The organism is Vibrio sp. 1069 (genome assembly GCF_033340555.1).
Genome location: NZ_JAWOWP010000652.1, coordinates 1 through 589 on the forward strand (window position 1 = coordinate 1; position 589 = coordinate 589).

Annotated in this window: 1 pseudogene; it reads left to right on the forward strand. The window is 39.9% G+C overall.

The window, feature by feature from the left end:
- Nucleotides 1-181: 181 nt before the first annotated feature.
- A pseudogene (locus tag R7040_RS28285) lies at nt 182-589 on the forward strand (methyl-accepting chemotaxis protein); the annotation flags it as partial.

Consider the following 589-nt stretch of genomic DNA (forward strand, 5'->3'; position numbering starts at 1 on the left):
AAGACTGACATTTTTAGATTAATTGTGTCTTTTTATAAAACTTTAATTGCAATGTGATGTTTGTCACATAAAATGCGCAACCACTGCAAAGGGGTGTCTATCGTCCCGAAATAATTCATGTGCAGATTGATACAGCAATGTCTGCACAGAACATAATTTATAAGGAACCTTGTCAGTGAAAATGTCAGTTCGTAAAAAGTTATATGCGAGCTTTGGTGCCATTTTGGCAACAATGTTGGTGATGATCGCGATTATTACGTTTGAAGTGATTAATTCACATAAAGTGGCACAAGAAGTCAGAACAGACGACGTCCCAGAGACCATTGGATACATGGCTTTGATCGATGAAGCTGGGGATATTTATCGAGATGCTGTCGGTATGATCATCAATACCAGTGGTGCACAACGTGAATATCAATCGAACAAGAAAGAGTTTGCCTCTGCGTTGGCTGATGTGAAACGTCTTGAAACCGCTGGTGGAGAAGACTATCGCAATATCGAAAAAATTGAGCAGCTTATGGCGAATTTTACGTCGAGCTTTGAGAGCCAAATTCAGCCGAATATTGGGCATCGCAGTTTAGAAGAAAAC